The organism is Deferribacter autotrophicus (genome assembly GCF_008362905.1).
Lineage (GTDB): Bacteria > Chrysiogenota > Deferribacteres > Deferribacterales > Deferribacteraceae > Deferribacter > Deferribacter autotrophicus.
On record NZ_VFJB01000005.1, the window covers coordinates 293,950 to 318,368 of the forward strand.

The following is a 24,419-nucleotide window of genomic DNA, read 5'->3' on the forward strand; positions in this document are numbered from 1 at the left end:
ATGTCTGCTGTTGTAATTCCTGCTCGATATGAATCCTCAAGATTGCCCGGTAAGCCATTAGTAAAGATAAATGGAATTACCATGATAAACAGGGTAGCAACTAGATGTTTAAAATCAAAGGCTGATAGGGTAATTGTGGTGACAGATGATGAAAGGATTCTTGATGAGTGTAGCAAGATAGAAGGACTTGAGTGTGTAATGAGTGATAAGAATATCAAATCTGGAACTGACAGAGTAGCAAAAGTGGCAAAGTATTTAGATGAAGAGATAATAGTAAATGTTCAAGGTGACGAACCATTAATTGATCCTGAATTGATAAATAGTTTGATTGATGAATTGAAAAAAGATGATTATGCGGATATGATAACAGCTTATTGTGATCTGGATAAAGAAGAAGCTTTGAATCCAAACAATGTGAAAGTTGTGGTAGACAAAAATGGTTATGCAATATATTTTTCAAGGTCATTAATACCCTTTGTAAGGGATAGTAAAGATATAAAATATAAAAAACATATTGGAATATATGGATTTAAGAAAGATTTTTTGATGAAATTTACAGAGTTGCCTGAAAGTGAGCTTGAAAATCTTGAAAAACTTGAACAGTTAAGAGTTATTGAAAACGGTTATAAAATAAAAGTAATATATACAACATACAAGTCATTATCAGTTGATACTAAAGATGATTTACAAAAAGTAGAAGAAATTATTAAGGAGATGGAAAATGGCTAAATTTATTTTTGTAACAGGTGGAGTACTTTCTTCTTTAGGTAAAGGGATAACTGCTGCATCTTTAGGTACTTTACTTGAGAACCGTGGATATAGGGTAATTATTAAAAAGTTTGACCCATATTTAAATGTTGATCCAGGTACAATGAGCCCGTTTCAGCACGGTGAAGTGTATGTGACAGATGATGGTGCTGAAACAGATCTTGACTTAGGTCATTATGAAAGATTCTTAACAACAAGAACAAGTAGAGAGTGCAACATTACAACAGGTAAAATTTATTATAATGTGATAAGTAAAGAGAGAAGAGGTGATTATTTAGGGGCAACTGTCCAGGTAATACCTCATGTTACTGATGAAATAAAAGAAAGTATTTTAAAATTATCTGAAGATTACGATATTGTGATCACAGAAATTGGTGGAACAGTTGGAGATATTGAAAGTTTACCATTTCTTGAAGCAATTAGACAGATGAAATATGATATGGATGAAAAAGATGTTATTTATGTTCATGTAACTCTTGTTCCTTATATTAAAAGTGCTGGGGAGTTAAAGACAAAACCCACTCAGCACTCAGTGAAAGAGTTGAGAGCGATTGGTATACAACCTGATGTCCTTGTTTGCAGATCTGAGTACCCATTGGATGATAGTATTCGTAAAAAAATTGCACTATTTTGCAATGTTTCTAAAAATGCTGTAATTAATGCCATTGATGCTTCTACAATTTATCAAGTACCATTGCTTTTACATAAAGAAGGTATAGATAGAATAATTCTCGAAAAACTTAATTTAGAAGAAAGTGATATAGACCTATCAAAGTGGGAAGATGTGGTGTATAGATTGAAAAACCCTGATGATACTGTAACAATCGGTGTTGTTGGTAAATATGTGAATTTAAAAGATGCTTATATAAGTTTAAATGAAGCGTTGATTCATGGTGGTATTGCTAATAAATTGAAGGTGGATATAAAATGGATAGATGCTGAAGATCTTGAAGAAGGGAATGTAGGCAAATATCTCGAAGATCTTGATGGGATTTTGGTTCCGGGTGGCTTTGGTGACAGAGGAATTGAAGGGAAAATTAATGCTGTAAATTTTGCAAGAAATAAGGATATACCTTTTTTTGGGATATGTTTGGGGATGCAGTGTGCAGTAATTGAGTTTGCTAGGAACGTGATGAAACTGGAAGGTGCACATAGCGTTGAGTTTGATGAAAAAACACCACATCCGGTAATTGATTATATGGAAGAGCAGAAGAAGATAAAGCAATTAGGTGGAACCATGAGACTGGGTGCATATAAGTGCAAACTCAAAGAAGACTCTATTGCCTATGATGCTTACAAAATGCAGGAGATTAGTGAAAGGCACAGACATAGACTTGAATTTAACAACAAATATAAAGAAGCTTTTATTAAAGCTGGTTTACATATTTCTGGAATAAATCCTGATAGAGATTTGGTGGAGATAATTGAACTGAAAGCCCATAGGTGGTTTCTTGGATGTCAGTTTCATCCAGAATTTAAGTCAAGACCTTTAGAGCCGCATCCACTGTTTAGAGATTTTGTAAAAGCAGCGTATAAATATAAGCTTGAAAAAAAAGGAGATGCTGAGAGTTGAAAATGATTATAATTGCAGGCCCATGCGTTTATGAAAATGAGGATGTTGCTTTTAAGACTTGTGATTTTTTGATGAATTTATGTGATAAGTATGGTTTTGATTATTTCTATAAAACATCTTATGACAAAGCAAACAGGAGTTCTGTGCATTCATACAGGGGACCAGGTATTGAAGAAGGTATAAGGTTTTTTGAAAGGCTAAAAAAAGAGTACGGTGTTAAGATTTTAACCGATTTTCATTCTGAAAGAGAAGCTGAAATTATAAAAGATTATGTGGATATACTACAGGTACCAGCCTTTCTTTGTAGACAAACTGATATTCTAAAAGCAGCAGCAAAAACCGGGAAAGTAGTTAATGTGAAAAAAGGGCAGTTTATGGCACCATGGGATATGAAAAATGTTGTAGAGAAATTGAAGTTTTTTGGTGCTAAAGATATTATGTTGACAGAGCGGGGTTACAGTTTTGGATATAATAATTTAGTGGTGGATTTTAGAAGTTTTCCAATTATGAAAGAATTTTGTGATACTGTAATATTTGATGTTACCCATTCTGTACAGTTGCCCGGTGGTAGAGGGGATGCTTCGGGTGGAGAAAGGAGATTTGCACCATATTTGGCAAGAAGTGCAGTGGCCTGTGGTGTGGATGGTTTGTTTATGGAAATTCATCCTAATCCTGACATCGCTCTTTGCGATGGAGCTAATATGTTAAATTTTGATATGGCAGAAAAACTTTTTGATGAGATTAAAAGAATTAGGGATGCTTTATGGATGTAAAGGAGATAGCTAAAAGAGCATTAAAGATAGAGGCTGATGCAATTTATAAGTTGATTGATAAAATTGACGATAATTTTGTAAAGGCTGTGGATATTATATTTAATTGTAAGGGTAGATTAGTTGTTACAGGTATGGGCAAGTCTGGTTTGATAGGTAAGAAGATAGCTTCTACCTTTGCTTCAACGGGTACACCTTCACTTTTCATGCATCCTGCTGAAGGTGTGCATGGTGACCTTGGAATGCTTGTCAAAGGTGATGTTGTATTAGCGATATCAAATAGTGGAGAAACGGATGAAATTGTATCTATATTGCCTATTATTAAAAGACTTGATATCCTCTTAATTTCTATAGTTGGTAAATTAGATTCAACCCTTGCAAAAAAGAGTGATTGTGTTTTGGATGCTTCTGTGGAAAAGGAGGCTTGTCCATTAAACTTAGCTCCTACTGCAAGTACTACTGCTGCTCTTGCTATTGGTGATGCTTTGGCAGTAGCTCTTTTAGAAAAGAGAGGATTTAAAGAAGAAGATTTTGCAATGTTTCACCCTTCAGGAAGTCTTGGCAAAAAGCTGTTATTAAAAGTTAGTGATATATACCATACAGGTGATAGAGTTCCTATTGTTAATAAAAACGTTACTGTAACTGACGCTATTCTCGAGATGAGCTCTAAAGGGTTTGGTTGCACAGCTATTGTGGATGATAATGGTAAATTGATAGGTATTGTGACAGATGGTGATTTAAGGAGAGGACTTGAAAAATATAATGACCTTTTTACAAGAAATATAATGGACATAGCTTCTAAAAATCCGAAAACTATAGAAGAGGATGCTTTAGCTGCAAAGGCACTGCAGGTGATGGAAAAATATTCTATTACTAGTTTGCTGGTTGTGGATGAAAAAGAAAGGCCTTATGGTATTATCCATTTACATGATATATTAAAGGCTGGGGTTGTATGATAAAATATATTTTTTTGGATGTTGATGGTGTTTTAACTGATGGAGCTATAATATATGGTGAACATTGTGGTGAAATAAAGAATTTTAATGTGAGAGATGGATTAGGTATTAAACTTGCAATAAGACTTGGATATGAAATATTTGTGTTAACTGGTAGAAATTCTAATGTTACTAAACAAAGATGTAAGGAACTTGGGATTACAAATGTGTTTCAAGGACTTGATAATAAAGTAAAAATATACGAAGAGATTAAAAGAAAATATAATTTCAGCGATAATGAAGCTGCTTATATTGGTGATGATATAAATGATATTTCTTTGCTAAAAAAAGTTGGATTTTCAGCTACCGTCAACGATGCTCCTGATTATGTTAAGGATGTAGTCGATTTTATCGTGCCTGTGGATGGTGGTAAAGGAGCTGTGAGAGTTTTTATTGAGGAAATTATAAAGAGAAATGGGCAGTGGGAAAAGGTTTTAAGTTTTTATTGATTTCTTTTTTATTTATATTACTTATTCTTTCTTTTTATTTTAAGAGTAAAGTAAAGTTTAAAAGCGTTGAGATTAAAAAAAACAGCGTTACTGTAAGTGATTTTGATATGTCCAAGAGGGTCTCTGAAGATGAATACTATAAAATTAAATCTTCTAAAGCTGAATACAGTAAGGATCTTAATAAAGTAAAAATGGATGGTTGTAATATTGTGTATAAAAAAGGAAAAAACGAGTTGGAGTTGAATGCTGATATTTGTGAGTATTTAGTTGATAAAAAAGTGATACTTTCAGGGAATATTTTTGGTTATTACAATGATATTGAGTTTAAAACAGTAAATGAGGCTAGCTGTGAATATAGTTTTGATAATGGAAGCGGTAATATTGATGGTAGGGTTGTTTTTCATCAAAAATCAAACTATATTAGAGCAGATAAAGCGATGTTTTTTAGCAAAGCTAATAGAATTGTATTTATAGGAAATGTTGAGGTAAATTATGAAATGGCTGATTAGTTTGTTAATACTGTTAATATTTACTTTTTCTGTATATGCTGCAAATGCTATAAAAATAACATCTGATAAGTTAGTTTACAACGGTCAGAAAAAGGAATCGGTCTTTGAAGGTAGTGTGGAAGCAATTTATGATAACACTACAATTAATAGTGATAAGATGGTTGTTTATACAGATGAAAATAATAAGCCTATAAAAATTATTTGCACAGGAAATGTTAAAATTGTAAGGGATAATATAGTATCTTTGTCTGAAAGTGCTGAGATGGATATTAAAAAAGACATAGCGATTTTAAAAGGGAATGTAAAAATTTGGCAGGATAAGAATTACTTGGAAGGGGATGAAGTATATATTTATAATAAAGAAAAGAGAGTAGAAGTGAGAAATATTAAAGATAAAAAAGTAAAAATTATTTTTTATCCAGATGAAAAGGTAAAATAAATGGTTTTGGAAGCTAAAGGGTTAAAAAAAAGATATAAAAACAGAAATGTTGTTGATGGGGTAGAAGTAGTCTTAAATAAAGGGGAGGTAGTTGGACTTCTTGGTCCGAATGGTGCTGGTAAAACTACAACCTTTTACATGCTAGTGGGAATAATAAAACCTGATGATGGAAAGATTTTTTATAAAGGTGAAGATATTACGGGATTGCCTATCTATAAAAGAGCGGCAAAAGGGATAGGGTATCTTCCTCAAGAAATATCTATTTTTAGAAAACTTACTGTATATGAAAATTTATATGCTGCAATGGAGCTTAAATATAAAGATAGAGGATTTATAGAAGAAAGAATAGAGCAGTTGTTGAAAGATTTTGGGTTAGAGAAAGTAAAAAATACAATAGGATATTCGCTTAGTGGTGGAGAAAAAAGAAGAGCTGAAATTGCTAGATGTCTTTCCATTGAACCTGAGGTGATTCTACTTGATGAACCATTTGCTGGGATTGATCCAATATCTGTTCAAGAAATACAGCGTATGATTGAAAGGCTGAAGAAGATGAATATAGGGATTTTAATAACAGATCACAATGTAAGGGAAACGTTACAGATTACTGATAGGGCATATATTATGCACAATGGGAAAATATTGACTCATGGTACACCTGAAGAGATAATTAAAGATGAAAAGGTGAGAGAGACATATCTCGGAGAAGGGTACAGATTATAAAATGAGTAAATTAAGTGTTACATTAAAGAACAAACTGTCTCAAAAACTCCTTATTACTCCACAAATGAAGCAGTCTTTAAATATTCTTCAGCTTCCGATGTTTGAGTTATCACAAGAGATTAATAGTATTTTGGAAGAAAATCCAGTTTTAGATGAAATTGAAAAAAAGGAAGATTTGGCAGAGGATGATGTTAACGTTGACTCTTATATTGAAGAATTAAAGAAAGTGGATTGGGAATCATATTTTGATGAAGATGATGAGTTTAAATATTATATTAAAGAAGATGAAGATGTTAATTTTGAAAAATTTGTGAGTAAAAAACCTAATCTATATGAGCATCTACTTTTCCAATTAAACATTTCTGGTTTAAAAGGTGATGATTACAGAATAGGGGAATATATAATAGGGAATTTAACAGAGAATGGTTATTTTAGATTGGATATTGATACATCAGCCAAAGAATTGGGGGTTTCAAAAGAACACTTCTTACAAGTTTTGAAAAAGATTCAGGGGTTTGATCCTTCTGGTATTGCTAGTAGAAACTTAAAGGAATGTTTAAATATTCAGTTGAAAGATTTTGAAGTAAGCGATGAAGATTTGAGTTATATTAATGTTATTCTCGATAAGTATGAAGCTGAGCTGATAAATGGGGATTATGAACGTATATATAAAGGTTTGGGTATTGATAAAGATTATTTTGATTATTTGATGGGGTTAATTAAAAAAGTTGATCCAAAGCCTGGATTAAAGTTCAATTATGAGACGGTTTATGTAATTCCTGATGTATATGTTTTTAAAAAAGATGATGTTCTGGAAGTTAAATTGAACGAAGAATATATCCCTTCAATTAAGTTAAATAGTTACTATATTAAATTAATTAAAAGTGAAGGACTTGATGAGAAGACGAAAGAATATGTTGAAGAAAAAGTAAAAAATGCTTTATGGATATTGAAGAGTCTAAATCAGAGAAAAAAGGCAATTTTAAGAGTGGTGGAAACCATTGTAAAACATCAAAGACATTTTTTCCTATATGGTGATAGGAAATTAAAGCCTCTTAAATTAAAAGATGTATCAGCCGAGACTAATCTTCATGAGTCTACAATTAGCAGAGTTACATCAAATAAATATTTAGCATGTGAATACGGTGTGTATGAGATTAAAAGTTTTTTTGTAAAAGGGATTGAAACTACTGATGGTACAATGAGTGTTGAAGCTATTAAAGATCTAATTAAAGAAATAATAGATAATGAAGATAAAAAGAAGCCTTATAGTGATGAAAAAATTGTGGAAATTTTATCAAAAAAAGGTATAAAAATTGCAAGGAGGACTGTTGCAAAATATAGAGATGAATTAGGAATACCATCTACAAGTAAAAGAAAACAAAGATAGGAGGTTTTATGAATATTCAAATCACTGCCAGAAATATTGACTTAACGGACCCAATAAGAAGTTATGTAGAAAAAAAAGTATCCAAAATAAAGAAATATTTTGACCAGATTATAGATGTGCACGTTCTTTTAGAAGTGCAAAAGAATGTGCATATTGCTGAGATTTTAGTGGATGCTAAAGGTGTATTTTTAAAGGGATTAGAAAAATCTGAAGACCTATATGCATCAATTGATTTAGCTGTTGATAAAATTGAAAAACAGCTTGTTAAGTATAAGGAAAAGCTTAAGAGTAAGAAAATTATGGAAAATGTTCCTGGTGCTTCTTTAAGGCTCAATGTTATTGATATTGAATCTATTTTTGAAACTGAAAAACCTAAAACTATTATTTCTAAACAAATACCTGCAAAGCCTATGACAATTGAAGAAGCAGTAATGCAAATGGAGTTGTTAAATAAGAACTTTTTTGTATTTAGAAATGCTGACACAGGCGAGATAAATGTTGTTTATCAGAGAGATGATGGAAATCTTGGATTGATAGAGCCTTAAGGGAAACATGATGAGAATTGCTGATTATATTGATGAAAATCATATCCTTTTCTTAGATGGTAAATATAGTAAAGATGAATTGTTAAAAATTTTTGCAAAAAAGTTTAAAGAAGTTGGCTTAATTGAGAATGAGGATGTTGTTTACCTGGCTCTTTTGGAAAGAGAAAAGTTAAGTTCAACTGCAGTGGGGGAAGAAGTGGCTATTCCCCACGCTAAAATTACTGAGATAGATCGAATTAAGATACTGATAGCTATTTCAAAGGAAGGGCAAGATTTTGATGCAATAGACAAATTACCTGTAAAACTGTTTTTCATTGTTATTGCGCCAGCTAATCAAATGCAATTGCATCTCAAGACGCTTGCAAGAATTTCGAGATTGATGAAAATGACTAATTTTAAAAGTAGAGTTTTAGCAGCAAATAATTTTAAAGAAGTAATAGATATTTTGAAAGAAGAGGAAAGCAAATTGTAATGAAAGAAATACCAGTTTCGGAGCTTTTAGCTCCAGAAGCTGCAAGTCTTAAATTAAAGTTAATTTATGGAAGAAAGTTACTCGATAAAAAGTTTATTAATAATCATAGAATTCAAAAACCAGGATTAGGGCTTGCTGGTTATACTGAACATATCCACGAAGGAAGAGTTCAGATTTTAGGTAATACTGAAATCTCTTATTTAAATACATTGCCATTTACTGAAAAATACAAATCTATATCAAAGTTATGTCAAAAAAATATTTCCTGTTTTGTTGTTACCAAAAATTTGCATATTCCTAAAGTTGTAATTCAAGCTTGCAAAGAAAATCAGGTTCCAATTTTTAGGACAGAATTGGTTAGTTCTGTAGCTATTAGTGAGATATCCGCATATTTAGAAGAAAAACTTGCACCGATAGCGAATTTGCATGGTGTTTTGGTTGATGTACATGGAGTTGGTGTATTAATTATGGGACGAAGCGGAATTGGTAAAAGTGAGTGTGCGTTGGAGCTTGTTAAAAGAGGACATAGACTTGTAGCAGATGATGTTGTTATTATAAAAAGGAAACAGGGTTATTTGGTGGGTAACAGTGATGATATTTTAAGAAATCATATAGAAGTGCGTGGATTGGGGATTTTAAATATTAAGGAAATGTATGGTATTGGTTCTATAAGGCTTAGAAAAAAAGTAGAAATGGTAGTAAATTTGTTGGATTGGGATAAAGAAGATAATTATGATAGAACAGGTTTGAATAAAAATTCTGTGGATATTTTGGGGGTAGAATTACCCCTCCTTAATATACCTGTTTCACCTGGTAGAAATATAGCAATTATAATTGAAGCTGCAGCTAGAAATCATCTTTTAAAACTTATGGGGTTTGATGCAGCACATGAGTTTAGCGAGAGATTAAATAAGATTATTAAGAGGAATGAAGAAAAAGTTATAAAGAATGTTATGTTTAAAAAAGGGATCGAATGAAAAAGGATTTATCTATTGTTATTGTCACTGGACTTTCAGGTGCTGGAAAATCTACAGCTGCTAAGTCATTGGAAGATCAGGGATATTATACAGTAGATAATATCCCTCTTTTTTTAGCAGAAAAGTTTTTTCAATTTGCTTATGATTTTAACGTGGAAATTCCAAAAATTGCGTTTGTAATTGATGTTAGGAACAAAGAGTTTGATAAAGCATATAACTTTATAAAAGAAATAAAAAATAATTATGATGCTGATATTTTGTTTCTTGAGGCTACTCAAAATGTTTTACTAAATAGATATAAAGAAACTAGAAGAAAACATCCTTTAGGGGATGATCTTTTAAGAGCTATAGAGAAAGAGATCTCACTTTTAAGTAAAATAAGAGATTTGTCAGATTTTATTATAGATACTTCTAATTTGAATGTAAATGAATTGTCAGCAAAAATAAGTGAGTTATTTTCTAAAAGACTTCAAACAAATTTAGTAGTAACTGTTCAATCATTTGGTTTTAAATATGGTATTCCTCCTGAGTCGGATATGGTTTTAGATGTGAGATTTTTAAAAAATCCTCATTATGTTGAAAAGTATAGACCATTGACTGGATTGGATGATGAAGTGAAAGATTATATCTTTTCTGATAAGAGGAGTAAGGTATTTTTACGTAAATTAAAAAGTTTGTTAGATTTTTTAATACCAAATTATATGAAAGAAGGAAAAAAGTATCTTACGATTTCAATAGGTTGTACAGGTGGAAAACATAGATCTGTGGCGATTGCAGATTTCATTTATAAATATATGCTAGAAAAAACAAATTTAAATGTTAATATTAAGCATAGAGATATGGAAAGGTGAGGTTATGATTGGTATAGTTATTTTGACTCATGGTTCTTTAGGGCTTGCATTGTTGAAAACTGCAGAAATGATTTTAGGGAAAAAGGATAAAGTAGAAATTTTACCTGTGCAAAGTGGTTCTTCGTTAAATGACATTGCAGGAGTTTTGGAGGAATGTATTATTAAATATAGAAAGGATGGGTTATTAATACTTACAGATATGTTTGGTGGGAGCCCATCCAATATTGCTATGGCGTATATAGGTGAAGAAAAAGTGGACGTTGTGACAGGCGTTAATTTGCCTATGTTGATCAAAGCATTAACTTTACGTGAAGAAACTAATGATGTGCAGGAGATAGCAAGAAAGGTTGTAGAGAGAGGTAAGGATAGTATAAAAAGGCCTGGTGATTTATTAAATGGGTAAACGCATAATTTTTCGTGTCGATGATAGATTGATACATGGACAAGTTATTGAAGGGTGGATTAAATATTATAAAATTAAGGATGTAATTATCGTGAGTGATAATATCGTTAAAGATGAGCTTAAAAAAACTATTTATAAAAGCATAATACCTGATAACGTAAGCTTAAGTTTTTTTTCATTAGCAGATTTTAAGAAAAATTTTAATATTAAAAAAGTGAAAAATGATTTGTTGGTTCTTTTTGAAGATGTGGATACATTTATGAAGGTTTCAGATATTTTATCAGATGAAATATATATAAATATTGGTTGTGTTGCTAACAGAAAGCATAAAATTGAAGTCTCGGATACAGTTTATTTAACAAAAGAAGAAATTTTAGCATTGTGCAATCTTAGAGAGAAATATATGGTTTATACAAAAAAATTGCCATGGGAAACAAGTGTAGATATTAAAAACTTTCACTATTTGGTAAAATGAAGTATCTATTTTTGTTTTTTTTATCAGGATTGATTTCAGTTGATAGAAACAGTGCTCTTAATATTATGGTTTCACGCCCAATATTAATTGCTCTTATAGTGGGCTTAATTTTGGGTAATTTAACTATGTGCTTATTACTTGGTACAATATTTGAGCTTATAGGTTTAATTGATTTGCCTGTAGGCACACATGTTCCGCGTGATGATTCTTTCATGTGTTATGTTGGATGTTTTATGGTAAATTTTGGTAATATTGACAATATTTTCAAGTTATTTATATTGTTATTACTATTAATTGCGGCATCTTATCCTGTTACCTTTACTGATACCCTCACTCGTCGTTTAAACCAAAGCATTTTTCTAAAAAATAAAATCAAATGGTACAATTTTCCTATTACAAGGGTTTTACTCTGGGGAGTATTAATTTCGTTTTTAAGAGGCGTGATAATATATAATTTGTTGTTCTTTGTTATATATTTTGTGTATAATCAGATTGTTACTATCAACTTAAACTATATGTTTGATAGAAATGTTTTAAATTATTTAATATTGTTAATATGTTTTCTGTCTGGATATTTGATTAGATTTTTGAGTTTTAAGAGTTTAGTGAAATATATAATTTTTGTTACAGGTATCATTTTTGGGTGGTTGATTATATGAGTAAATTGAAAAGGTTTATTAAAAGTTTATTTTACCAGGCGAATTGGAATTACGAAAATATGCAGGGGACAGGGTTTGTTTATTTACTGGATGAGATAAATAAAGAAAAAGAATTCAATGTGCCCGATAGAATAATAAAAAAGGAACTTAGCTATTTTAATACGCATCCTTTTTTGTTTATGTTTGTGGTTGGAGTATGGTTTAGAGAGTTTTTAAATAATGGTGATCCTGAACAGTATAAAAGAATTTATTCTTCAGCATTTGGTGCTTTGGGCGACAGTTTTTTTTGGCATGCTTTAAGACCAGCGTCCTTTGTATTTGCAGCAATAATTGCATTTTATAATCCTGTAATTGCATTGATATTTTATCTATTATTTTTTAATTTTTTTCATTTTTTCTTTTTGTATAGAGGGTTTGATATTGGCTTTACTTATGGTAAGGAGACTATAAGCTGGTTCAATAAGATTCTTTTCAATAAATGGTCAAACTATTTTGATATTATGACATCTTTTTTTATGGGATTGTTTTTGATTGTTATGTTGCATAAGAGTGGATTTGAAAATAATGTTAATTTTTATATAATATGTTTAGGTTATTTTTTGACAGGGACTGCTCTAGCTAAAAAAGTTGATGTGGTATTTAGTTTAATGGTAGTTATGATTGTGACTTTTGTATTAAAAATTTCGGTGGGCATTTAGTTATGAAAGAGAAAAAGCAGATTGAAGTTGAAATTATTAATGAATTAGGTATGCATGCAAGAGCTGCAGCATCATTTGTTCAGGAAGCATCAAAGTTTAATTCTGAAATTTTCGTTGAAAAGGATGGTTTAGAGGTTAACGGTAAGAGTATTATGGGTGTTTTAATGCTTGTAGCCCCTAAAGGTTCAAAGATATTGATTAAAGCTAATGGTGATGATGCTGATGAAGCATTGGAAGCACTCAGCAATTTGATTAAAAATAGATTTGGAGAGGATAAGTGATTATTTTAAAGGGGATTGGAGTAAGTGATGGTATTGCAATTGGAAAGGCTTTTTTCATAGATAGAAGAATAGTTAAAATTAAAAAATATAAAATATCTGATGATAGAATAGCTATTGAATTAAAAAAATTTAAAGATGCCGTAAAAAAATGTGAAGAGTATATCAAACATATAAAAGAGATTAGTGTAAGCGATATTGGTGAAGAGCATACGTTTATATTTGATGTTTATTTGCTTTTGTTGAAGGATGATATGTTAATTGGAGAGACTGAGAGAGTTATTAGAAATGAGAAAATAAATGCAGAGTATGCGTTAAAAAAGGTATCAAAAAACTTGATGGATATTTTTGAAAGAACAGAAGATCCATATATTAGAGAGAGAAAAAATGATATTAAGCATATTGTAGACAAATTAATGAGATTTATGACCAATGATGGTTTTGTCTTTAATGAGACAACTGGAGAGAAGAGAATTGCTATTGCACATGATTTATCTCCTTCTGAAACAGCGTCTTTATTAAGGCAAAATATAATTGCTTTTGCTACTGATTTAGGTAGCAAAACTTCTCATACATCCATAATTGCAAGAGCTATGGGAATTCCTGCTGTTGTAGGATTGGAAAAGATCACTGATAATGTTGTCTCAAGTGATGAGACAATTATCGTGGATGGTTTTAATGGTGTTGTCATAATAGATCCCAATGAAGATGTTTTAAGAGAGTATGAGGAAAAAGAGAAAAAATATATAAAATATGTAGAAGAATTACAGAAACTTATAGATGTTGAAGTTAAAACAAGCGACGGGGTTGAGATTAATATATTTTCTAATGTTGAGATAAATGATGAGATTGAAGTATCCAACAATTATAACTCTAAAGGGATAGGTCTTTACAGAACAGAGTTTATATATCTTGAAAATGGGAATGTGTCTGAGGATGACCAGTTTGAAATTTTAAAAGATGCTGTGATGAAGAATGGGGATAAGCCCATAGTAATAAGGACATTTGATCTTGGAGGTGAAAAACTTTCAAGCTTGTTACCACACCCTGAGGAACAAAATCCAGTAATGGGATTAAGGGCAATAAGATATTCTTTAAGATTTCAAGATTTTTTCATTTCACAAATTAAGGCTATACTCAGAGCTGCAGTTTATGGGGATGTAAGGATTATGTTTCCAATGATATCAGGGGTGGAAGAGATAAGGCTTGCAAAATCAGTTGTTAAGGATGCAATTAAAGAGCTTGAAGCTGAGGGGAAAGAATTTAGAAAAGATGTTCCAATCGGTGTTATGGTGGAATTACCAGCTCTTGCCCTCATCACTCATCTTGTTAATAAGGAAGTGGACTTTTTTAGCGTAGGAACAAATGACCTTATTCAATATACAGTTGGTATTGATAGGAATAATGAATACGTCGCTTATCTTTACAGACCTACACATCCAGCTGTGCTACATTTACTTAAAAAGATATTAAAAGATGCAAATAAAGGAGGGATTGAGGCTACAGTTTGTGGTGAAATGGCTGGGGATCCGAAATATATACCTGTGCTTTTAGGTCTTGGATATAGAAACTTAAGTATGTCTCCAGCTTCTATACTGAAGGCAAAGATGATAATTAGGCGAGTTAATATTTCTGATTGTGAAAAATTAGTGAGAAGTTTAAAAAGGTGTAAACTTGCAAGGATTGCTGAAGAGAAGTTACAAAAGTTTATTGAAAAACATGCCTCAGATTTGTTCTTCCATTAAAAATAGAAATTGTAGATTTTGTAAAATAATGTTTGACTTACTAGCCTTAAACTGCTAATCTTCATTTAGGGGTTTGATGCCCTGTAACAAATTTTTGAGGTGAGTTTATGAGTAAGACAGGAACAGTTAAGTGGTTCAACGATTCTAAGGGGTATGGTTTTATTACCAGCTCCGAAGGTAACGATGTGTTTGTCCATTTCACAGCTATTAAAATGGACGGTTTTAAGAGCCTTAAAGAAGGTGATCAAGTTCAGTTTGACATCGTTGAAGGGCCTAAAGGTCCACAGGCCTCCAATGTTGTAAAAATATAAGCAACATAGGGTAGGTTGAAAATTACACCCGGCTCACTTTTGTGATGCCGGGTTTTTTTGTGCCTATTTTCTGAAAAATATGTTTAAGATCAATGTTAAAATTATGCTGATGATTATTGAAGAGACTATTGGGAAATAAAATGTAAAATTCCCTTTCTTGTAATAAATATCGCCGGGTAATCTTCCAAGATTGAAAATATTTGGTATTTTGTTAGAAAAAATAAGAATAATGCCAATGACTATAAAAATTATACCAAAAATTAGCAAGCTTTTACCAAGCTCACTTAGTGGGTTCATTGTTCACCTCACACAGTTGTATTTCTTTTAATTTATTAAACTTTCTTGAAAGTTGTTTTCTGTATCTATCCTCTTCACTGTATATACATCCACAATACTGTTGCCTATAAAGATTTAATTCTTTTGATTTTTCAATCCCTTCTTTCCACCCTTCTCTAAAATCATAATAATAAAATTCAATTTTGTATTTATGTGATAAATCTTCACAAATATCTTTAATCATTTGGTGATTTTGATATTTACTGTATAAAAGTGTGGTGGTAAAAGCATCAAACTTACCATTTTTTGCGATTTTTACAGTTTTTTCAATTCTCATATAATAACAGTAGTTACATCTTTTTGACTCTCTATATACTACATTTTGTACAAACTCTTTTAAACCATAGGTTTCATCTATGATAGTTTTAATACCTTCTAAGTTGTTTAAAAACCAAACATTCTCCAGTCTTTTGTAAAATTCTTCCACAGGGTGAATATTCGGATTGTAAAAGAATCCGTATATTTCAAAGGGTTCATTTTTTAAAATTTTCAATGGATACAGTGAACAAGGAGCACAGCATTGATGTAGCAAGAGCTTCATATTATTCATCTTTATCCTCTTTTTTTAGGAAAGGTTTTATTATTTCCATTGGAATAGGGAAAAGTATAGTGGAATTTTTTTCTGATGCTATTTCATTCAGTGTTTGTAGATATCTGAGCTGTAATGTAATAGGGCTTCTGGACATTATTTCACTTGCCTGAGTCAGTCTTTCAGCAGATTGAAGTTCACCGTCAGCATGAATGATTTTTGCCCTTCTTTCCCTTTCAGCTTCTGCCTGTCTTGCCATTGCTCTTTGCATTTCCTGAGGTAAATCTATATGTTTTATTTCCACAGCACTGACCTTTACTCCCCAGGGGTCAGTATGTTTATCGATTACTGATTGAAGCTCCATATTAATTTTTTCTCTATTAGATAACAAATCATCGAGTTCAAACTGTCCTAAAATACTTCTGAGGGTAGTTTGTGAAATTTGGCTTGTAGCATAGTAAAAATCTTCCACTTCTAAAACAGCTTTTTCAGGATGTAAAACCCTGAAATAAACCACAGCGTTTACCTTTACTGATACGTTATCTTTTGTAATAACATCTTGAGGAGGCACATCCATTACAAAAGTTCTAAGATTCACTTTTACCATTTTTTCAATAACAGGGATAAGTATGATTAAACCAGGACCCCTTACACCTACAAATCGACCCAATCTAAAAATAACGCCTCTTTCATACTCTTTTAAAATTTTGATTGTGTTTGCAATTAATAATATAATCAATATAAATATAATCGTAATTAAGTTAAACATATTGACCTCCGGACATTTATCCATTATATACTCAACTTTAATATATAAAAAATGATTATAAATAAAAAGGGTTTTTTCAGTTTAGGAGTAAACAATGGTAAAAAGTATGACTGGATATGGTAAAGTTTTAGTTTCTGATGATTTGTGTGATGTGAAAGTAGAGATTAAAACTTTAAATAGTAAGTTTTGTGATATAAACATGCGACTTCCACGTCAATACATGTTTCTTGAAATAACTTTAAGAAATTTAATCAAAGATTCTTTAAAAAGGGGAAAAGTGGATATTTTTATTGAAATAAGTCCAAAAAAAGTGGTCAATGTTCCTGTTTTGAATAGAAACTTGCTTTCTTCTTATATGGCAATTTTAAGACAGCTGCAAATGGAGAGTGAAATTATAGATGATATTAGAATAGATCATATTTTAAAATTTCAGGATGTTATAAGTTATGAAGATAATGAGGAATTATATAGTGAAATAGGAAATTTAATAGTCAAAGGGGTAGAAGAGTGCCTTGCTAAAGTCAATGAGATGAGAGCTGTTGAAGGGGAATCTCTTAAAAAGGATATACTTGATAAGGCAGATGAAATTAAAAGTATTGTGAGTAATATTGAAAAGAAGGCGAATGAAAATTTTGATATTCAGTATAAAAGACTTGTTGAAAGGTTAAAAGAATTAGAGATGAATGTGGATGAAGACAGATTAATGCAAGAAGTTGCAGTAATGGCCGAGCGATCCGATATTAATGAAGAAATTGTGAGGATTTATTCTCATTTAAATCAGATTAAAAGTGTATTAGATAGCGAAGAAGAGGTTGGTAAAAAGCTTGATTTTTTAGCTCAGGAACTGCACAGGGAATTTAATACTATTGGTTCAAAAGCATTGTTGTCAGAGATAAAGAATAATGTTATAAAAGGCAAAGTGGAAATTGATAAAATAAGAGAGCAGGTGCAGAACCTTGTCTAGAGGAAAGCTTTTTGTTATAAGTGCTCCAAGTGGAGCCGGCAAAACATCTTTATGTAATAAGTTGCTTGCAAAGTATCCAGAAAGATTGCGATATTCCATATCGTTTACTACAAGGGAGCCAAGGGTCGGGGAGGTAGATGGAGAAGATTATTTCTTTATTAGTGAAAGAAAATTTAAGGAAATGATTGATAATGAAGAGTTTTTAGAGTGGGCTGTGGTGCATGGAAATTACTATGGCACGTCAAAACAAGTTATAGAAAAACATTTAAATGATGGTTATGATGTAATTTTAGATATTGACCCTCAGGGAGCCAGACAGATAAAAAATAAGTTTCTTGATGCCGTATTTATTTTTATTGTGGCTCCAAGTATAAAAGAGTTGAAAAACAGGTTGATAAATAGAAGAACTGAAAGTATGGAGAAGATTAATTTAAGATTGAAAAATGCCCTTGAAGAGATTAAATTTTTTAAAATGTATGATTATTTGATTATAAATAGATTTTTGAATGTTGCTTTTGAAGAGCTTGATGCAATTTATAGGGCTGAGCATCTTAAAACGAAAGACATAGATGATATAGAAAAAATTGTAGATTTGGAGGTCTAACATGGCACTTTTAAATATCGAGAAAGCTATAAAAAGAGATGATGTGGCAAGTAGATTTAAATTGTCAATTATTGGTAGTCAGAGGGCAAGAGAGCTTTATGAAAAAAAAGAGGACACTCTTCCTCCTCAGGTAGAAGGATATTATAAAAATATCACAATTGCGTTAGCTGAGCTTGTAGAAAATAAAATAGACTTTGAAGAAGAGGATAATGAGTAATTTTCTGATTTGTGTAACTGGTGGTATTGCTGCCTATAAGATACCTATACTTTGCAGGATATTAATTAAAAACGGTCATAATGTAAAAGTAGCTATGACCGAAAATGCTGCAAAGTTTATAACTCCATTAACCTTTGAAAGCTTAACTAAAAACAGGGTATACATTGATGATTTCCTGACGGATGTTGAACCTAGCTCAATTGATCATATTGATCTAGTAAATTGGGCAGATAAGATTGTTATTGCCCCCTGTAGTGCAAATACCTTATCAAAAATTGCAAATGGTATTGCTGATAACCTTGTTACATCTGCTATGCTTGTGGTGAAAGATAAGCCTGTTTATATTTTCCCCTCAATGAATAGTAATATGTATGATAACTATTTTGTTCAGGAAAATATTAAAAAGCTTAAAAAAGTAGGTTATTATGTTTTTGAACCGGCAGAAGGGGATCTTGCCTGTCAAACTGAGGGGAAAGGAAGACTTATTGAGCCAGAAGAAATTTATAGAATTGTCGCAGAAGAAAAGTTTAAAGGTTTAAAGTTTATTGTAACTCTTGGTCCCACCAAGGAAGATATTGACCCTGTAAGATTTATAACTAACAGATCAAGCGGCAAAATGGGGTATCAGATTGCCAAATATATCAGGGAACAAGGCGGAGAAGTATTAATTATTGCAGGTGATACGTGCCTTGATTTAAGTGGATATAATGTGATTCATGTTAAAAGTGCTGAGGACATGTTAAAAGCTGTATTATCTCACTTTAACGATTGTGATATTTTGCTAAAGGCAGCTGCTGTGGCTGATTACAGGGTAAAGGATATTGCGGGGCAGAAAATAAAAAAAGATTTAGAGTCTTTTCAAATTGAGTTGATAAAAAACAAGGATATTCTTTTAGAAGTTTCAAAGATTAAGAGAGATGATCAGGTAGTTGTTGGTTTTGCTGCAGAAACTCATGATATTGAAAAAAATGCAATAACAAAGCTTGAAAATAAAAAGCTTGATATGATTGTGGTTAATGATGTTTCAAGGAGTGATATAGGTTTTGAGTCAGACTATAACGAAATAAATATATTTCTAAAAAGTGGTGAAAAGATATTTGTTGAGAAAAAAACAAAAAGTGAGATTGCAAAGATTATTGTAGATAAAGCTGTTGATATTTACAGAGATAAAAATGAGAGATAATAGTTATTTATCAGAAGTTTATGGTATCGAGGAAATTCTTTTAAAAGATGATTATAATTGTGAAGATAGCCTTTATCAACTTTATGAGGAAAGTGTAAAAAGTTGTGAAAAATGTAGGCTTGCAAAAGGTCGTACAAACATAGTATTTGGAGAAGGGAATCCCAAAGCTGAATTAATGTTTGTGGGGGAAGGCCCCGGTGCAGAAGAGGACAAGCAGGGCAGACCTTTTGTAGGGAGAGCAGGCCAGCTTTTGACAAAGATGATAGAAGCTATGAAGTTTAAGAGGAGTGAAGTATATATTGCAAATATTGTAAAATGCAGACCTCCTAATAATAGAGCTCCTTTTCAGGATGAAATAAATATATGTATTCCTTATTTGCATAAGCAGATTGAAATTATTTCACCAAAAGTGATTGTATGTCTTGGAAGTATAGCTGCAAGTTCCCTTTTAAATACGACTAAAGCAATCAGTAAAATTCGCGGAGAGTTTAGAGATTTTAGAGGGATAAAAGTAATGCCCACTTTTCATCCTGCTTATCTTTTAAGAAATCCTAAGATGAAAAAGCTAGCTTGGGAAGACCTTCAAAAAGTTATGAAACTCCTTGGTAAATTGTAAAAAAGATCACACAAATTCCTAGTTCTAGTTTTAAATAGGTTCAGGCTTAGGTCGAGGTTTAGTGGATAGGAAAATGATATAAATATTAAGATGTTAGAACGTTTAAACGTTGGAACTTTTATTCCTCCCCATTTATCTATTTCCTTACTTTAATTTTTATTTTATTTATCTGAGTTGCCAGGCAATCTATTAAATGATTTTTTCAGAGGAAACGTTTTAACATGTAAAAATTTCAACATTGAACCTCAAACCTTGAACATTGAACCTCAAACCTTGAACCTTGAACATTGAACATTGAACATCGAACTAAAATATTTTATAAAATATTTTGATTGAAAATTTTATTGAAATGTCTAGATTAATAATACTATGAAATTGGTCAGAAAAGAAAAGTTCATTTATGAGATACCTATTGATAAAGAGTTAGGGATGAGAGTCCCTGGACTTGTCTTTGCATCTGAGGATATGATAGAATCTATTGAGACAGAAGGAGTGCTTCAACAGGTTGCAAATGCTGCTACACTACCTGGTATTCAAAAGGCATCAATTGCTATGCCGGATATTCACTATGGTTACGGTTTACCCATAGGTGGTGTTGTGGCTACAGATGTGGATGAGGGGGTTATTACTCCTGGAGGAGTGGGGTTTGACATCAATTGTGGTGTGAGACTCATTACCTTTGATATCAGTATTGATGATCTGAATGTGGATTTGGAGTCATTAGCTAAAAAGCTTTACAGAAATATTCCTTGCGGTGTTGGTGAAGGTGGAAAAATTAAAGTTAAGAAGCAAGAGTTAAAGCAGGTTTTGAAAAAGGGGGCGAGATGGGCTGTAGAGAACGGATTTGGTAATGAAAGGGATTTAGAGGCTACAGAATCATATGGCTTCCTTGCCAGTGCAGATCCTGAAGCAGTGTCAAATAAAGCTTATGAGCGAGGCTATGATCAGCTTGGAACTCTTGGAAGTGGAAACCACTTTGTTGAGATTGGATGTGTAGAAACTATTTTAAATAAAGATGTAGCTGAAAAATGGGGGTTATTTGAAAAACAACTGACTTTACTCATACATACAGGCTCAAGAGGGCTGGGACATCAAGTATGCACAGATTTTCTGGGGATTTTTGAAAAATCGCTTTTAAAATATGGGATAAGCGTTCCAGATAAACAGCTTGCCTGTGCTCCTGTGAAATCTCCTGAAGGAAACAAATATCTTGCAGCTCTATCCTGCGCAGCAAATTTTGCATGGGCAAACAGACAGATATTAATGCATCTTTCTATTGAGACAATTATGGAAGTGTTAAATATATCTAGAAAATTGCTGAATCCTCGTTTGGTATATGATGTTGCTCATAATATTGTAAAATTTGAGCGTTATGAGATAGATGGTAAAGAGAGGCTTCTTGCCGTTCATAGAAAAGGAGCCACTAGGGCGTTACCTCCTAATCATGAAGAATTACCAGATATGTATAAAGATACTGGTCAGCCCGTAATAATTCCTGGTGATATGGGAAGATATTCATATCTACTTGTTGGTGGCAAAAAGGCTGAGGAGTTAAGTTTTAATTCCGCCTGTCATGGTGCAGGTAGAAAACTTAGTAGACATAAAGCAATCAAAATGGCTCAAGACAGGAACATAGCTGAAGAATTGAAGTTAAAAGGGATTTTTGTTATAAGTAGAGGTAAAAGGACATTAAAAGAAGAGATGCCTGAAGCTTATAAAGATGTGTCAGACGTGGTGGATGTGGTGGATTATTTAGATATTGCTAAAAAGGTATTAAAGTTAAGACCATTATGTGTAATAAAAGGGTAAATGAATGGAAAGGTGGATGGCTGTTTTTGATAATATGAGATTTGAAGAGGTTTCCTTTAATAAATTGAATGATGGTAATATTGAAATTACATTTCTCAAAAGAAGAGAGATACATACTGGTAAGATTGTTAAAGAGAATAGTTTTACAAAGGTATTAAAGATAGAAACTGATGATGGGCTTGAATTTGCGGTGGTGGATTTTCATGAGATGGATTCATTTTTTGAAAATAACAATATCCTTTTTCAAAACAGAAAAGGGCTTCATAAAGAAATAAAAAGATACATAGAGTTTTCACTTTCGTGAAAAAAATCGGTTTTACTACCACAATTCCTGTAGAAGTTATTATTGCCGGTGATTGTTTGCCGGTGGATTTGAATAATGTTTTTATAACTTCAGAAAAACCGTATACTTATATCGAAAAAGCGGAAGAGGATGGGCTGCCTAGAAATACTTGTAGTTGGATTAAAGGGATATATACTGCCGTGATGAATAAAAGTGTTGATGAAGTAATTGGGGTAGTGGAAGGGGACTGCTCAAATACCCATGCTTTAATGGAAATTTTTAGGGACAATGGAATACCTGTTTTGTCCTTTGCATACCCATATGGTGAGAAAGAAAAGTATGCTTTATTAAAAAAACAGATTGAAAAATTAATGTTACATTTTGGTCTAGATTGGAAAATACTGGAAAAAACAGTTTCCAGAATTGATAAGATTCGTGAAAAACTGATAATGCTTGATAATTTGACGGTGGAAGGTTATGTGAACGGTTTTGAAAATCATTTATGGCTTGTGTCTTCTACCGACTTCAATTCAAATTATATTAGATTTGAAAAAGATTTAGAACAGTTTCTTGATGAAGCGAAGAGTAGAAAAAGAAAAGATGCAAAGGTACGACTCGGATTTATTGGGGTTCCAACCATATTTTCGGATATATATCAATTTGTGGAAGAGAGAGATTGTGCTGTGGTTTTTAACGAGGTGCAGAGACAGTTTTCCATTCCATACCTTGAATATGATTACGTAGAGCGGTTTGTAAGATACACTTATCCGTATGATATAACTTATCGTCTTGCAGATATTAAAAAAGAGATTGTAAAAAGAGAGATAGATGGCATTATTCACTATGTCCAATCTTTTTGTTACAGGCAAATTCAGGATGTAATTTTCAAAAAAGAGCTTGATGTGCCAGTGATAACCATAGAAGGTAATGATCCTGAGTCTATTGATGCAAGGACAAAGATAAGATTGGAATCTTTTATCGAGATGTTGATTGGAAAAAGAGGCGTGTAGTGTGTGTTCAAAGTTCAATGTTCAAAGTTCAAGGTTTAACCCGTGTAATATAGCTATTGACCAACTCATGTGAGTCTAATAATATAAAAGATATCAAAAGCTACATTATGTTTATATATATTTATTACACGGGTTAAAGGTTGAGAGGAATAGGAAGATGATAAATGTTAAGATGTTAAAACGTTGGAACGTTAGAACGTTGAAACGTTGGAATATTGATTTTTTTATATCTCCCCATCCTCCCATCTTCCTCATTTACTTTTTGATTAGGATTATTTGCAAAAATTGGTGTGATGCTAGTGGGTGTGCGGTTGCAAATGGATAAACTTGGAATAGATATTGGCAGCAGATTTGTAAAAATTGCTTATTACCATAAGAATGACCTTATTTTAAAGCGTATTGATACAATACAATTTTATAAAAATTGTGTTGGTCAAAATAATGGCGAAATGGTAGTAAATTTAGAAAATTTTGTGGATGATTTTCAGTTTAAAGATATTGTGGCTACCGGTTATGGTAGGAATGTAATGTCATTTAAAAATGCAAAAATTATTTCAGAGATAAAAGCTCACTTTAAGGGAACTTTGAATCAGATGAAAGAGGAGAATTTTACATTAATTGATATAGGTGGGCAGGATTCTAAGGTTATTTATGTAAAAAATGGGTATATCGAAGATTTTGTGATGAATGATAAGTGTGCAGCAAGCACAGGTAGATTTCTTGAAAATGCAGCAAATATCCTTGGTATAACCCTCGAAGAGCTTTCATCTGAAGTGAGAAATCCTGTTAAGCTAAACAGTACATGTGCAATTTTCAGTGAATCTGAGATTATAGGAAAAATAGCAGAGGGGTATAGAATATCTGATATAGCTGCTGGAATAAATGAATCAATTGCAAAGCGTATTTTTCCTATGCTGAAAAGATTTAAAAATCAAAGATATTTTGCATCGGGCGGGGTTGCTTCTCTTTACGGAGTAATATTTTTTCTTGAAAGATTACTAGATAATAGGATTGAAATAGTTGATAACGCTCAGTATAATGGAGCAATTGGCTGTTTATTTTACTGAGGGAA

Annotated in this window: 32 protein-coding genes; 29 read left to right on the top strand and 3 right to left on the bottom strand. The window is 32.0% G+C overall.

Annotation, left to right across the window (positions count from 1 at the left end; translation table 11 throughout):
* The 20 genes from kdsB (at position 1) to FHQ18_RS07385 (ending at position 15,027) form a co-directional block, all read left to right on the top strand.
* Positions 1-729, top strand: a complete 729-nt coding sequence (kdsB, locus tag FHQ18_RS07290) for a 3-deoxy-manno-octulosonate cytidylyltransferase (RefSeq protein WP_149266508.1) — start codon at positions 1-3, stop codon at positions 727-729.
* The gene (locus FHQ18_RS07295) at positions 722-2,341 is read left to right on the top strand and encodes a CTP synthase (RefSeq protein ID WP_149266509.1); all 1,620 of its coding nucleotides are present in this window, start codon (positions 722-724) and stop codon (positions 2,339-2,341) included. Before kdsB ends, FHQ18_RS07295 begins: the two co-directional genes overlap by 8 nt.
* A gap of 2 nt (positions 2,342-2,343) precedes the next feature.
* Entirely contained in the window at positions 2,344-3,114 is a 771-nt protein-coding gene (gene kdsA / locus FHQ18_RS07300; protein WP_149266510.1) for a 3-deoxy-8-phosphooctulonate synthase, read from the top strand.
* The gene (locus FHQ18_RS07305; protein WP_149266511.1) at positions 3,105-4,067 is read left to right on the top strand and encodes a KpsF/GutQ family sugar-phosphate isomerase; all 963 of its coding nucleotides are present in this window, start codon (positions 3,105-3,107) and stop codon (positions 4,065-4,067) included. The genes kdsA and FHQ18_RS07305 overlap by 10 nt, the downstream gene beginning before the upstream one ends.
* The gene (locus tag FHQ18_RS07310) at positions 4,064-4,555 is read left to right on the top strand and encodes a KdsC family phosphatase (protein ID WP_149266512.1); all 492 of its coding nucleotides are present in this window, start codon (positions 4,064-4,066) and stop codon (positions 4,553-4,555) included. The genes FHQ18_RS07305 and FHQ18_RS07310 overlap by 4 nt, the downstream gene beginning before the upstream one ends.
* Positions 4,528-5,064 carry an LPS export ABC transporter periplasmic protein LptC gene (locus tag FHQ18_RS07315; RefSeq protein ID WP_149266513.1) on the top strand — a complete coding sequence of 179 codons (537 nt, stop codon included), beginning with the start codon at positions 4,528-4,530 and terminating at the stop codon, positions 5,062-5,064. The genes FHQ18_RS07310 and FHQ18_RS07315 overlap by 28 nt, the downstream gene beginning before the upstream one ends.
* Positions 5,048-5,503 (top strand): LptA/OstA family protein, encoded by a 456-nt coding sequence (locus FHQ18_RS07320; protein WP_149266514.1) that lies wholly within the window; start codon positions 5,048-5,050, stop codon positions 5,501-5,503. Before FHQ18_RS07315 ends, FHQ18_RS07320 begins: the two co-directional genes overlap by 17 nt.
* Positions 5,504-6,223: an LPS export ABC transporter ATP-binding protein gene (lptB, locus tag FHQ18_RS07325; RefSeq protein WP_149266515.1), complete on the top strand. Its 720-nt coding sequence runs from the start codon at positions 5,504-5,506 to the stop codon at positions 6,221-6,223. It begins immediately after the preceding gene.
* Between the two features lies 1 nt (position 6,224).
* Positions 6,225-7,613 (top strand): RNA polymerase factor sigma-54, encoded by a 1,389-nt coding sequence (gene rpoN, locus FHQ18_RS07330; RefSeq protein ID WP_149266516.1) that lies wholly within the window; start codon positions 6,225-6,227, stop codon positions 7,611-7,613.
* 8 nt (positions 7,614-7,621) lie between these two features.
* Positions 7,622-8,158 (top strand): ribosome hibernation-promoting factor, HPF/YfiA family, encoded by a 537-nt coding sequence (gene hpf, locus FHQ18_RS07335; protein ID WP_149266517.1) that lies wholly within the window; start codon positions 7,622-7,624, stop codon positions 8,156-8,158.
* A gap of 10 nt (positions 8,159-8,168) precedes the next feature.
* Complete coding sequence (locus tag FHQ18_RS07340) at positions 8,169-8,630, top strand: PTS sugar transporter subunit IIA (protein ID WP_149266518.1); 462 nt, start codon at positions 8,169-8,171, stop codon at positions 8,628-8,630.
* Positions 8,630-9,607 (top strand): HPr(Ser) kinase/phosphatase, encoded by a 978-nt coding sequence (gene hprK, locus FHQ18_RS07345; protein ID WP_149266519.1) that lies wholly within the window; start codon positions 8,630-8,632, stop codon positions 9,605-9,607. Before FHQ18_RS07340 ends, hprK begins: the two co-directional genes overlap by 1 nt.
* Entirely contained in the window at positions 9,604-10,458 is an 855-nt protein-coding gene (gene rapZ, locus FHQ18_RS07350) for an RNase adapter RapZ (RefSeq protein ID WP_149266520.1), read from the top strand. The genes hprK and rapZ overlap by 4 nt, the downstream gene beginning before the upstream one ends.
* Positions 10,424-10,861, top strand: a complete 438-nt coding sequence (locus tag FHQ18_RS07355; protein WP_246798692.1) for a PTS sugar transporter subunit IIA — start codon at positions 10,424-10,426, stop codon at positions 10,859-10,861. The genes rapZ and FHQ18_RS07355 overlap by 35 nt, the downstream gene beginning before the upstream one ends.
* Entirely contained in the window at positions 10,854-11,336 is a 483-nt protein-coding gene (locus FHQ18_RS07360) for a PTS sugar transporter subunit IIB (protein ID WP_149266521.1), read from the top strand. Before FHQ18_RS07355 ends, FHQ18_RS07360 begins: the two co-directional genes overlap by 8 nt.
* Positions 11,333-11,995 (top strand): PTS sugar transporter subunit IIC, encoded by a 663-nt coding sequence (locus FHQ18_RS07365; RefSeq protein ID WP_149266522.1) that lies wholly within the window; start codon positions 11,333-11,335, stop codon positions 11,993-11,995. Before FHQ18_RS07360 ends, FHQ18_RS07365 begins: the two co-directional genes overlap by 4 nt.
* Complete coding sequence (locus FHQ18_RS07370; RefSeq protein ID WP_246798694.1) at positions 11,992-12,693, top strand: PTS system mannose/fructose/sorbose family transporter subunit IID; 702 nt, start codon at positions 11,992-11,994, stop codon at positions 12,691-12,693. The genes FHQ18_RS07365 and FHQ18_RS07370 overlap by 4 nt, the downstream gene beginning before the upstream one ends.
* Positions 12,694-12,695: 2 nt before the next feature.
* The gene (locus FHQ18_RS07375) at positions 12,696-12,974 is read left to right on the top strand and encodes an HPr family phosphocarrier protein (protein WP_149266524.1); all 279 of its coding nucleotides are present in this window, start codon (positions 12,696-12,698) and stop codon (positions 12,972-12,974) included.
* Positions 12,971-14,716, top strand: coding sequence for a phosphoenolpyruvate--protein phosphotransferase (gene ptsP / locus FHQ18_RS07380; protein ID WP_246798696.1), 1,746 nt, complete (start codon positions 12,971-12,973; stop codon positions 14,714-14,716). The genes FHQ18_RS07375 and ptsP overlap by 4 nt, the downstream gene beginning before the upstream one ends.
* Positions 14,717-14,823: 107 nt before the next feature.
* Entirely contained in the window at positions 14,824-15,027 is a 204-nt protein-coding gene (locus FHQ18_RS07385; RefSeq protein WP_149266525.1) for a cold shock domain-containing protein, read from the top strand.
* Between the two features lie 63 nt (positions 15,028-15,090).
* On the opposite strand, the gene FHQ18_RS07390 is transcribed toward FHQ18_RS07385, so the two are convergent.
* From FHQ18_RS07390 to FHQ18_RS07400, 3 genes are read right to left on the bottom strand one after another with little or no spacing between them, the layout of a single operon-like run.
* A complete protein-coding gene (locus tag FHQ18_RS07390) occupies positions 15,091-15,324 on the bottom strand; it encodes a DUF2905 domain-containing protein (RefSeq protein WP_149266526.1) in 234 nt (77 codons plus the stop codon).
* A complete protein-coding gene (locus FHQ18_RS07395; protein ID WP_149266588.1) occupies positions 15,308-15,904 on the bottom strand; it encodes an epoxyqueuosine reductase QueH in 597 nt (198 codons plus the stop codon). The genes FHQ18_RS07390 and FHQ18_RS07395 overlap by 17 nt, the downstream gene beginning before the upstream one ends.
* A 1-nt stretch (position 15,905) precedes the next feature.
* A complete protein-coding gene (locus tag FHQ18_RS07400) occupies positions 15,906-16,661 on the bottom strand; it encodes a slipin family protein (protein WP_149266527.1) in 756 nt (251 codons plus the stop codon).
* 94 nt (positions 16,662-16,755) lie between these two features.
* Between FHQ18_RS07400 and FHQ18_RS07405 the strand changes: the two genes are divergently transcribed.
* From FHQ18_RS07405 to FHQ18_RS07445, 9 genes are all read left to right on the top strand, one after another.
* On the top strand, positions 16,756-17,625 hold the full coding sequence (locus FHQ18_RS07405; RefSeq protein WP_149266528.1) for a YicC/YloC family endoribonuclease: 870 nt from the start codon (positions 16,756-16,758) through the stop codon (positions 17,623-17,625).
* Positions 17,618-18,229 (top strand): guanylate kinase, encoded by a 612-nt coding sequence (gene gmk / locus FHQ18_RS07410; RefSeq protein WP_149266529.1) that lies wholly within the window; start codon positions 17,618-17,620, stop codon positions 18,227-18,229. The genes FHQ18_RS07405 and gmk overlap by 8 nt, the downstream gene beginning before the upstream one ends.
* Before the next feature lies 1 nt (position 18,230).
* Positions 18,231-18,446, top strand: coding sequence for a DNA-directed RNA polymerase subunit omega (locus tag FHQ18_RS07415; RefSeq protein WP_149266530.1), 216 nt, complete (start codon positions 18,231-18,233; stop codon positions 18,444-18,446).
* A complete protein-coding gene (gene coaBC / locus FHQ18_RS07420) occupies positions 18,439-19,629 on the top strand; it encodes a bifunctional phosphopantothenoylcysteine decarboxylase/phosphopantothenate--cysteine ligase CoaBC (protein ID WP_149266531.1) in 1,191 nt (396 codons plus the stop codon). Before FHQ18_RS07415 ends, coaBC begins: the two co-directional genes overlap by 8 nt.
* Entirely contained in the window at positions 19,619-20,245 is a 627-nt protein-coding gene (locus FHQ18_RS07425) for a uracil-DNA glycosylase (RefSeq protein WP_149266532.1), read from the top strand. Before coaBC ends, FHQ18_RS07425 begins: the two co-directional genes overlap by 11 nt.
* A 369-nt stretch (positions 20,246-20,614) precedes the next feature.
* Positions 20,615-22,054 carry an RtcB family protein gene (locus FHQ18_RS07430; protein WP_149266533.1) on the top strand — a complete coding sequence of 480 codons (1,440 nt, stop codon included), beginning with the start codon at positions 20,615-20,617 and terminating at the stop codon, positions 22,052-22,054.
* A gap of 4 nt (positions 22,055-22,058) precedes the next feature.
* Positions 22,059-22,358 (top strand): hypothetical protein, encoded by a 300-nt coding sequence (locus FHQ18_RS07435; RefSeq protein ID WP_149266534.1) that lies wholly within the window; start codon positions 22,059-22,061, stop codon positions 22,356-22,358.
* Positions 22,355-23,347 (top strand): 2-hydroxyacyl-CoA dehydratase family protein, encoded by a 993-nt coding sequence (locus FHQ18_RS07440; RefSeq protein ID WP_149266535.1) that lies wholly within the window; start codon positions 22,355-22,357, stop codon positions 23,345-23,347. Before FHQ18_RS07435 ends, FHQ18_RS07440 begins: the two co-directional genes overlap by 4 nt.
* A gap of 317 nt (positions 23,348-23,664) precedes the next feature.
* Entirely contained in the window at positions 23,665-24,414 is a 750-nt protein-coding gene (locus FHQ18_RS07445; RefSeq protein ID WP_149266536.1) for an acyl-CoA dehydratase activase, read from the top strand.
* Positions 24,415-24,419: the final 5 nt, after the last annotated feature.